The sequence below is a fragment of the Sphingobacterium sp. xlx-130 genome (assembly GCF_011007405.1).
GTDB classification, from domain to species: Bacteria; Bacteroidota; Bacteroidia; order Sphingobacteriales; family Sphingobacteriaceae; genus Sphingobacterium; species Sphingobacterium luzhongxinii.
The window spans coordinates 564,600-575,365 of record NZ_WFKN01000005.1 but is presented as its reverse complement, the minus strand read 5'-3'; the positions used below and the strand labels follow the sequence as shown (position 1 = coordinate 575,365).

Sequence of the window (10,766 nt, the reverse complement as noted above, 5' to 3'; positions counted from 1 at the left end):
CTAGCGTTCATCCTGAGCCAGGATCAAACTCTCCATTGTAAAATGAAGTGTAAGACCAAGACTATTTATGAAAATAGAATTGTCTTTATTATAATTTCTGATTCTAGAACCAAATGGCTGATTTTTTTTAACTTTCGTCGTTTCTCAACACTACTCGTTACGTTACATGATCATTTTTTAAAGAACTTTTTTCGCATCCGCTTCGCGCTTCTGCTTTTATGATGCCGGAACAAAATCCGTTATCCTGCTTTTTCTGTTGCCCTTCGTTTCCGTTGGGACTGCAAAGGTAGGAATCTTTTTCAAACCTCCAAAATAAATGTGAAAATTTATTTCAGCGTCTTTTCTTGTATTCCCGCGTTTAAATAACTTTAAACCCCTCTTTTTTCATGGTCCCGTCTTAAGATCCGACCGTTCCTCCCTTGCGGAGTGGTGCAAAGATAGGACAATTAAACCCATAGTTCCAAAGGATATCCCCATCTATTTTTGCAATAAAACCCTAAAACGCTGGAAATGCGGAGAATAAAATTGAAATGGGATAACCGTAGCTAGGAAAATGGGGCAAACGCAACTTGCCGTCTATAATATAATAGCTATAAGAAACCGTGAGCTAAGAAGGTGACGGACTATCTGCCAGCGGTTACCCCCCCTATTAAACCACTTAAAACTATGATAGGTACACGCTCTTTCTTTAGCAAAAAAGATCATAGTAGTGTTAAAACCTATAGGTGTAATTAAGTATCAAATCAAGAATGTCTAATTCTAAATATTTTCTGTATCATTGTTTATCAGTATTTAGATTATGAACATCATATATGGTATAGATCTGCTCGGCACCATGGTTTTTGCCATATCGGGCGCAATGGCGGCCAATAGACGAGGTATCGATGTCTTCGGAGCGACCTTTATGGGGTTCGTAACAGCCATCGGAGGTGGATCTCTACGGGATGTGTTTTTAAACATAAGACCTGTCTGGGTCGAAGACGGAAACTACCTTATCGCGATTTTTATCGGGGTTTTTATCTCTATCGTAGCCAATAGACACCTTTACAACTGGGCAAAAACACTGACATTGTTCGATGCTATCGGAATTGGTTTTTTTACGGTAGTAGGCACACAGAAATCATTGGATTATGGCAGCAGCAATATTGCAGCAATGATGTTTGGTATGTTTTCTGCAGCGATGGGAGGCGTAATACGTGATACTTTAATGAATGAGACTCCACTAATTCTCCGAAAGGAAATATATGCATCGGCATGTCTATCCGGTGCACTCTTATTTGTAATCTTAGAGTATTTTGGATTAGATAGGGGCTGGAATGCATTTATCTCCGCTTCATTCGTAGTAGCTATCCGATTGATATCTGTAAAGTATAATTTATCGCTACCTGCGGTGTCTGACGTAGACGACAAAAAAGACTAAAGAACCTCCAACAATCGCTCGAATGACATTCCACGAGACGCCTTAAGTAAAACAAAGCTGTCGGAAAGATCTTGAATAGCCTTCCGAGCATCTGTAGTACTTTCATAAAACTCGGCCTCGGCGCTGCGATGTTTAAAAAACTCTTCGCCAACAAAAATCAAGCGGTCCAACTTCAATTCCTTAGCCTTTTGGATAACAATGGCATGCTCTGGATAGGAATCGTCGCCTAATTCAAACATATCGCCTAGAATCACAACTTTATGCACTGCTGTCAATACCTTCATATTTTCTAACGCTGCTGCCATACTGCTGGCATTAGCGTTATAAAAGTCTGCAACAACGGTATTACGATCGGTTTTGGTAATCTGAGACCTATTATTGGTCGGTACATACCCCGCTATACCTTGATTGATTAACGTCGCAGGAACTTCAAAATGTAGTCCCACCGCAATAGCAGCTAAAAAATTCTCCGTATTATAGGATCCTGTGAGATTAGTTGATACTTCGTAAATAGCAGACTTGTTCCGTTCTTTCCAACTGATAGCAAGATAAGGATTTGCGATCAGCAATTTGCCAATCACATCATTGTCTGCACCAAAGCCATAACGGATGATTTTATTGATATTTCTAAACGAAACCATATCAATCAGGTGGGTATTATCTCCTTGCAGAAATAATGTCCCATTATGATCCTGCAAATAATCATACAACTCACCTTTGGTTTTCTTTACGCCTTCAAAAGAACCAAATCCTTCTAAGTGCGCTTTGCCAACATTGGTAATCAGCCCATGCGTAGGGCGGGCAATATCGGAGAGAAAGGCAATCTCACCTAAATGATTGGCCCCCATTTCGATGATAGCGATCTCTATAGCGGCATCGATGGAAAGGATGGATAAAGGCACACCAATGTGATTGTTTAGATTACCACGGGTAGCAAATGCATTGTATCGCTGCGATAGCACGGCATGCAATAGTTCTTTGGACGTTGTCTTGCCGTTCGTGCCTGTAATCCCAATAATAGGAATCTGCAACTGGGCACGGTGGTACCTGGCCAAATCCTGAAGACTGGTCAGTACATCTTCAACCAATATATATCTTTCGTCCTTTTGATATGCCGCATCATCAATCACAGCGTAGCGAGCCCCGCTCTCCAAAGCTTGGTCCGCAAAGGCATTGCCGTTAAAATTCGCTCCCTTAAGGGCAAAAAATATACTATCAGCTATGATATTACGGGTATCCGTAGATATCTTCGGATACTGCTTATAGATGCTGTACAACGCTTCAATCTGCATGGTCTGTCTCTTTAATAAGACAAAAGTAATTAAAAATCTATTTCAACTGATAGGCGATCACGCTATTATTGTTAAAAGTGGGAATATATAATATTCGCTCTTTAGCATTGAAACCCAAGTCTGCCGTATTCATTTTACCCTGTACATCCTGTAGTTTTTCGATGCTGCCATCGGCTTTGACATAATAAATCAAACCTGGCCAACAGGTCACGAGAAAATCACCATTTCCGACGGGCTCTAGTCCGTCTCCTCCTTTTTCAAAACCTTTGGCGATGACCTGTACTTTTTTATTCGTATCGATTTTCCAAAGCTCTGCTCCGGCTAATGCATACAGCGAACCATTCAGGTATTTCAACCCATTGACACTCGGTACATTTTCCATATATAAAGAAGCGTTGCCATTGCGAATCTGGTAAATCTTATTATCCCTGGTGTCGGACACATACACCACTCCATTATCATCTACAGTAACATCATTCAGAAAAGTGGAACCTTTAATCTCAACTTCGTCAATGATATTATTTGTAACAACGTCGGCCACTATAACCGAATTAATATCGGCAATATGTAAGAGACCTCTGTACAAAGCCAACCCCTTGGGTGCATTAAGACCTGTAATCCAGTTGGCATTTTTTAGGGAGCCATCAGGATTTAAAAGTGCCACCCCTCCCTTTCCATCTTTTTCGGTGCCAGAGCCATCGATTAGAGACACGTATAATAGTCCCTTTGCGGCATCGTACAATACGGATTCTGGAACAGGCAAGCCTTGATCTGCTTCCCATAGTTTCTCCAATTTATGGGTTTGGGCCTGTGCTGTAAAAATGAAGCCTGCTAACCCCAAGGCTAAAAATATCTTCTTCATAACTTTCCTTTCTATCAGGCTGCCACATCTCTTACAAGTGGCGCCATAGCAACAAAATGTATATTTTATCCTTTCAATATACGAAACATAATTTTATTAATCATAGTCAGGTTTCAATACCGAAACTAGGAGTTAGACTAAACTCTCCCACAAAGTTTAAATCGAAGAGCATTAAAGCATAAAAAAACCGCAGGCACTTTAGGCCTACGGTACAACTAAAACTAAACACAGTCTTTTAAATCATAATATATTTATTGAGCTCTATCTTTTTCGTCACTCGCATTATCACGACGACGAATAGACTGCTTAAGATTCCCGAACTTAAAATTAAATGTGACCCGGACAGATTGTGTATCATTATACTGCCGAATCTCCGAATCATACTCCTGAAACTTGGTGGATAAATTATTGTGATTACTATGAAATACATCGGTAACCGCTAGCTTGAGTGAGCTACGCTGATCCTTAAAATTATAAGTCATCCCAATATCGGTATTGAACCGTCCTTCGATTTTATAGACATTGTACAAGAAAGGTGAATTGTAACGCATAGCGAGCTCGGCAGAAATGGACTTGTTGATTTTGAAATTACTGGTTGAATTCCCTTGAAAAAATACAGATCCTTGATTGACATAATAACCCGCTATCGGCCCGCGGAAATGCATATATATACCAGTTAGATTATTGTACATCGTCCAGAACTTGCCGATACGGACTGGAATAGTAAGATTGAGATATGTAGTACTCTGCTTTCCCAGATTTTCGCGTATTACCCATGTTGTCTTAGCAACAGTATCCTGTCCCATGCTCTCTACCATAGCATCGTTGGTAAAGTCGTGTCCTACTGCTATATTAAACATTTTGAAGAGGCTGTAGTTAAGTGAAAAACCATCGGTATACTGTGCATTGAGATAAGGATTACCCCGCAAGAAAGTACGCTTATCGATATAGTATTCAAAAGGATTGAGATGCCGGTAACTGGGTCTCGATATTTTCCGCGCATAATTCAAAGCGAACACATGGTTTTCGCTGTAATTATAGCTTAACGATGCCGAGGGAAATAGATCAAAATAATCTCGCTTTACTTGCTTGTTTTCAGTCTCTGAAATCCCGTCGGATAAGGTATATTCCCCACGAAGCCCCGCTTTGATGCCCCATTTTTTGATCTGGGTGCTGTAATCAAAATACCCGGCAACGATCTGCTCTACATAGTTGAACGTATTGGAACGTCCCGTATTATTTTGCCATTGATCAGCGATCTTTTGATCGAACACAATTCTATTGTCTGATTCCACATTACTGTACTTCAAACCGGTTTCTATATTCCCTTTCCAGAGCTTCTGGGTGTAATCCAACTTTGCAGCAAAAATCTTAATGTCGGTCAGTGCGTCACTCCGTTCATACTCGGGGGGATAGATATAACTCATATCCGGAAAATAAGTTCTATACTCATAATTCAAGACGTTATTGGTCTTGAATAAACTATAATCAAGATCAGCTGTCAGTTTTTTGCCCGATGTATCTATCTTAAACTCGTTGTTCGCATTGAATGAATACTTATTAAACGTCTCCTTGCCCAGCGTGAAAGCCTCCATGATAGAGTCTATCACACCAACTTGACTTCCTATATTTGTTATTCCAGGATTATCTCGGTTTTCTAAATTATTATTTCCACTAAACTGAAACATAAACGTATTCCTACTAGAAGTTTTTTGTTCTATACCCAGTTTATAACTATGAGTTCGGTCTCTTTCCTTCAGATCCGTAGCTTGGTCAAAATAGGTCTTTCCAATACTATCCGGAATGACACGCATAATATCCAACGTTTCTTTAGTTCGATTGTCGGTATAGGAATAATTGCTAAAAAACGTGGTATTGTTCTTTTTATAATTCAAGTTTATGGAAGAGTTTCCACGAAACTTTAGTCCCAAACCTGCGCTTGCGACAAGGGATCCGTTGAATCCCTCTAATTTATTCTTTTTTAATGTAATATTGATCACACCTGCGGCGCCCTCAGCATCATCTTTGGCCGATCGTGTAGTGGACAATTCGATGCTTTTTATCTGACTACCATCTGTGCTTTTTAGAAATGTAGCCAGCTGCTCTCCTGTCATATAGGTGGGCCTACCGTCAATAGTCACATTGACCCCCTGTTGCCCCATTAGACTGATATTATCATCTTTATCTACACTTACTCCCGGAGCTCTTTGCAATACCTCAAAAGCATTATTGCCTGCACTAACGGAAGAATTCTCCACATTCATAACCAGTTTACCATTTGTACTCTGTATCAAAGGTAACTCTCTACGAACTGTAACAGTCTCAATTTCTTTTGTCTGAGGTCCGAGTTTAATTGCAGGTAGACTTAGCCCTGAATCATCAACGCTAAATGTCAGGGTCTCTCCCTTACCAAATCCTATCGCTGTAGCTTCTACGATAAATGTTCCACGGGGATAGTCCAATATCGTATAGACACCATCTACACTCGTTACGGCGGTCTTTAAAATCGCCCGCGCTGTAGTCGTAATCAGGTAAACGGAAGCACCATTGATAGGCTCGTTATCCTGATTGACGACTTTACCTCGTATTGCTGGTTGCTGAGTAGCTATAGCCGATACCGAAAACAAAAACAGACCTAGTATTAAAAATAAAACGCTTTTCATATAGGGTTATAAATCAACTCCATCATTTAATTAGACGGCTCTTCTTCCGATTTAGTTGCATCCTATTCTTTCTTTTTAGGCTTTTCTACATGCGAGGGCGCACACTGTAATCCCGAACGCTTCATAACCCACTCTGTATGTTTTTCCTTTTCTTCGTCGGCATATTCATTCATACAGTCTGAATAAGGGAGATACCACATTTTGTTGTGAATAGACTCATCAATAGTAACTTTGGAGCCAACAGGTAGAAATACGATTACAGATACCGATTGATCACGATAAGGCTCATCTGTCGCTAACGCAAAGTGGCTATCAAATATGATCTTACCTTTATCTTCATGCCCTAGATAGTTAATCCGTGAAGCTCGTTCAGAGGCACTTTGATAGGTACGACCCTTGGCAAAATAGTTGTATTGGATATACGGTGTCTCTAGAGAGTCTAGGTATTCGAAACGGATATTGATATCTCGTCTCAAATATTTAGACAACTCTTCCCGCTTCATTTTAAGTGTATATTTTTTATCTCCATTCTCTAGTGTAGCCCCATCAATTACTCGAATGTCCTTTTCAACAAAATGATACACACTCCTTTTTTCCAAAGATTTTTCTACTTTGATCGTACTGGACTCTTTGTATTCCTGAATTCCTACGAAGACATAAAACAACACCAAAATAATAGATACGATCCAACCTGCCCACAGACTTAAGGAGAGGTAGTTATTCATCGGACTCGTATTCAATAGCATACGAAGGAATATATGTAATAATGCAATAAAAGGAATGGTGATAGCCATCACACCAGCTAATAATGCAATTAATGCTTGTCCCGTAGACAATAACTCCAGTCCTGGAAAAACCATTTCATTTTGATATCCCAGAATACCTGTCGCGAAGCCAACAAGGGTCACCAACATCCCTATAATCACCATACCACAGAAAAACAGCATTAAAAAAGCGAGCCCTTTTCCCAAAAACCGAAAGAAACTCGAAACGCCACTCCCAACAGCTTGAGCGCCTTTACTAAATTGTCCTTTGACTGTTGAAAATTCATCTCTATATCCTCCTAGCTCTTCCTCAAAATTCTTCTTAAAGTTCTGAAGGTTGGGTTCCTCTCCTCGCATAGACATTCGGTCTGCCCTAGTAACAGCCGTAGGCATCACAATCCAAAGGACGACATACAACAGCACTCCCGACCCTCCGAATAAAAAAAGTAATATAAAAAGAATACGAATCCATTTGGCTTGCAACCCAAAATAATAGCCCAAACCACTACACACACCACCGATTACAGTATCATCGGGATTACGCATTAATTTTTTCTCAGAAACAACGCGTCTGTATTCCTCTTTAAAATTCGATTCATAGGATTCTTCCGTCTCTTCATCCGCTTGTTCGAAGTCGCTGACACGCCCCATCTGCGCAATCACTTCATTCACGTCCACCATCGAAATTACTTCTTTACGACCCGCCTGAATCCGTTCGGTAAACATCTCCGCGATTCTATTTTCAATATCCTGTAATATCTCTCCGCTATCATTCGATTGGCTAAAATGCCTTTTTATCTCGATCATATAGCTTCTAAGAACTTCGTAAGCATCTTCTTCGATATGAAAAACAATGCTGTTTATGTTGATGATTATTGTCTTGTTCATGATAATATATTCTAATGGTTAGTTCTTGGTTTCTTTACTTACGTCCGGTCAAAGAGGTTTCGACAGCATACACAAGCTCTTTCCAGGTTACATCCAATCTATAGAGCACCTCTGATCCCTCTGCTGTAATCTGATAATATTTCCGAGGGGGGCCTGAAGTAGACTCTTGCCAACTATAACTCAGCAAACCATTGTTTTTGAGTCTCGTTAATAGTGGATACAAGGTACCTTCTACGATCAGGAGCTCAGCTTTCTTTAGTTCTGCAATTATATCTGATGCGTATATCTCTCCTTTGGAGATAATCGAAAGGATACAGTATTCTAATATCCCTTTTCGCATCTGGGTTTGTGTATTCTCTGCTATCATAACAATACAAAGTTATATCCTTTAGATGGTACTTTGCAATACATAGTACTATATTTTTTTAAAAAATTATCACAACCTACTGAAATACAGTCAAATAATTTTTGATAAACATTTTTTAAGAAAACTTAATTCAACAAAATTCTACTTATTTCATTCCTAAATACGAGATTTGGAGCGATGAAATATCTAAGAAATTATATTTGGGCAATTGTATGGGCTATGTTAATGTTAACAATCCTTCTTCTTCCATCAAGAAGCTTCGAAGTTGATAACGTAACATTCTATGAGGGATTTGATAAAATGGTACATTGCGGAATATTCTTCATTTTATGTATCCTTTTGTACTGGGAATCGATTCTCAAATCAAAAAGGTCTGTAAGTAAATGGTTAAGCATTACCAAAGTTGTTGTTAGTACTGTTATATTTGCCTTTGGAACAGAAGCTGCTCAACAATATTTATCCCCTACCCGAACAGCTGATATTTGGGATATATTTGCAGATATTACAGGCATAGGAATGGCAACGTTTGCCTTTATATTTTTTTATAAAAGAGAGAAATGAAAAAAAAGAGATATTTAACCTGGTTCTTAAGCCTATTGACCATAGGCCTAACTCTACAGTCTTGCGGTATTTTTAATAAAGACTGTGGATGCCCAAAGCCACTCTCTGGAAAAAGGAGGTAAAAACTAGGCTCTGGCAATTGTCAGTATACTGACCTTTGCTCCGGCTGTACAGAGCACCGATCCTGCTTCACAAATTGTCGCTCCAGTAGTCAAAATATCATCAACCAACAGGATGTGCTTATCCTTTAATGAAGGGCTGTTTTTACTAACAACAAATACCCCTTTTACATTATCATACCTTTCCGAACGACTCTTTTTAGTCTGACTTACAGAATGGACTTTTCTTTCTAAAATGTTCTCGTATGCTGGTATGTGGAGTGACTCAGACAAGCCTTTTACAAATTGGTATGCTTGATTATAACCTCTCTGACGAAGCTTCTTCCTGTGAATAGGGACTGGAATAATCATATCAAACGACTGTTGAAAGGCTATATCCTTCAATGTTAAGCCATACATTCGTCCTAAAAAAATCCCTATCTGTGGTTTATTGCCATATTTTAACTGGTGGAGCAAACGCTCCGCCCTAGAGCTTTTAGAAAAATAAAGCATGGACATAGCGATCTGGAAATCTAATTTTCCCAATAGCTGTCTAGCGGTTTCGTTCTCTGCGTCTAAGTGAAAATCGGTCAAAGGCAAATGGTACCTACACATGGTACAGAGAATATCTTCCTGAGCCAGCAAAACGTCGTCACAGGCCATACACAGTTCGGGCAACAGGGTATGTAATAGATCCTTTAAAAAAGCTTTTAAGTTCAAAACTGTTTACTATTGATATACAGTAAACTTAGCTAAATATGATGAAAAACCGAATTAGTCTGCCTTTTCCTTTATTGCCAATTGCCCACAAGCAGCGTCAATATCCTTGCCCCGGCTTCTTCGGACATTAGTTATCACTCCTTGACTACGCAAATAACTGGCAAAAGTCTCAATTTTATCCGCTTCGGCATTTACAAAATCGGCTAGGGATATCGGGTTATACTCAATGATATTGACTTTGCAAGGTACATGCTTACAAAATCTCGCTAACTCTTTCGCATCCTGCAATTCATCGTTAAAATTATGAAATACAATATATTCAAAAGTAACGGGATTCTTCGTCTTCGAATAGTAATACCTTAATGCTTCGGCAAGCGCTGCCAACGAGTTTTGTTCGTTGATGGGCATAATCTCATTTCGCTTGTTATCATTAGCAGCATGTAATGAGAGTGCTAGATTAAACCGAACCTCATCATCACCTAGTTTTTTGATCATTTTGGCAATACCTGCGGTAGATACGGTAATACGCTTAGCAGCCATGTTTAAACCATCTGGCGCAGTAATACGTTCGACAGACTTCATCATGTTAGCATAGTTCAACAGTGGCTCCCCCATACCCATATAGACAATATTACTGAGTGGTATTCCGTAATTATCCTCCGCCTGCTTACTGATCAGTACCACTTGATCGTATATTTCATCGGCATTGAGATTCCGTTTACGGTCCATATAACCGGTAGCACAAAATTTACAGGTCAAACTACAACCGACTTGAGAACTGACACAGGCAGTCATTCGATCGGGTGTAGGAATAAGAACCCCCTCAATAATATTACCGTCGTAAAGGCTAAAACTACTCTTGATCGTCTTGTCACTACTAACCTGAGATTCCTTGACTTTTACGAAATTTATTGTAAAACCAGCTTTAAGCTTCTCCCGCAGTTCCTTGCTCAAATTACTCATCTGATCAAAATCAACAGCAGACTTCTGCCATATCCATTCGTAAATTTGCTTCGCTCGGAACCCTTGCTCGCCCATCTCCACCAGCTTGTCTTTCAATTGTTCTAACGAAAGACTTCGTATATCTATCAATTTTGTAGTACTCAACACGATACAAAGATACGTCAATTT

At 39.5% G+C, this 10,766-nt stretch carries 9 protein-coding genes; 2 read left to right on the top strand and 7 right to left on the bottom strand.

Annotation, left to right across the window (positions count from 1 at the left end; translation table 11 throughout):
• Positions 1–799: 799 nt before the first annotated feature.
• A complete protein-coding gene (locus G7B18_RS11415; protein ID WP_164110107.1) occupies positions 800–1,420 on the top strand; it encodes a trimeric intracellular cation channel family protein in 621 nt (206 codons plus the stop codon).
• Here G7B18_RS11415 and G7B18_RS11410 read toward each other — a convergent pair.
• The 5 genes from G7B18_RS11410 to G7B18_RS11390 form a co-directional block, all read right to left on the bottom strand.
• Entirely contained in the window at positions 1,417–2,712 is a 1,296-nt protein-coding gene (locus G7B18_RS11410) for a UDP-N-acetylmuramoyl-tripeptide--D-alanyl-D-alanine ligase (protein ID WP_164122612.1), read from the bottom strand. The two genes, G7B18_RS11415 and G7B18_RS11410, sit on opposite strands and share 4 nt — an antisense overlap.
• Before the next feature lie 37 nt (positions 2,713–2,749).
• A complete protein-coding gene (locus G7B18_RS11405) occupies positions 2,750–3,574 on the bottom strand; it encodes an ATP-binding protein (protein ID WP_164110103.1) in 825 nt (274 codons plus the stop codon).
• A gap of 251 nt (positions 3,575–3,825) precedes the next feature.
• Positions 3,826–6,237, bottom strand: a complete 2,412-nt coding sequence (locus G7B18_RS11400) for an outer membrane beta-barrel protein (protein WP_164122610.1) — start codon at positions 6,235–6,237, stop codon at positions 3,826–3,828.
• 62 nt (positions 6,238–6,299) lie between these two features.
• Positions 6,300–7,889 carry a PspC domain-containing protein gene (locus G7B18_RS11395; protein ID WP_164110098.1) on the bottom strand — a complete coding sequence of 530 codons (1,590 nt, stop codon included), beginning with the start codon at positions 7,887–7,889 and terminating at the stop codon, positions 6,300–6,302.
• 34 nt (positions 7,890–7,923) lie between these two features.
• The gene (locus G7B18_RS11390) at positions 7,924–8,256 is read right to left on the bottom strand and encodes a PadR family transcriptional regulator (RefSeq protein WP_164110095.1); all 333 of its coding nucleotides are present in this window, start codon (positions 8,254–8,256) and stop codon (positions 7,924–7,926) included.
• A 177-nt stretch (positions 8,257–8,433) separates the two neighbouring features.
• On the opposite strand from G7B18_RS11390, the gene G7B18_RS11385 reads away from it, so the two are divergent.
• Positions 8,434–8,817, top strand: a complete 384-nt coding sequence (locus G7B18_RS11385; protein ID WP_164110094.1) for a VanZ family protein — start codon at positions 8,434–8,436, stop codon at positions 8,815–8,817.
• A 125-nt stretch (positions 8,818–8,942) separates the two neighbouring features.
• Here G7B18_RS11385 and G7B18_RS11380 read toward each other — a convergent pair whose 3' ends face one another.
• Positions 8,943–9,635, bottom strand: a complete 693-nt coding sequence (locus G7B18_RS11380) for a ComF family protein (RefSeq protein ID WP_164110092.1) — start codon at positions 9,633–9,635, stop codon at positions 8,943–8,945.
• A gap of 54 nt (positions 9,636–9,689) precedes the next feature.
• On the bottom strand, positions 9,690–10,742 hold the full coding sequence (rlmN, locus tag G7B18_RS11375) for a 23S rRNA (adenine(2503)-C(2))-methyltransferase RlmN (RefSeq protein ID WP_164110090.1): 1,053 nt from the start codon (positions 10,740–10,742) through the stop codon (positions 9,690–9,692).
• Positions 10,743–10,766 lie beyond the last annotated feature (24 nt).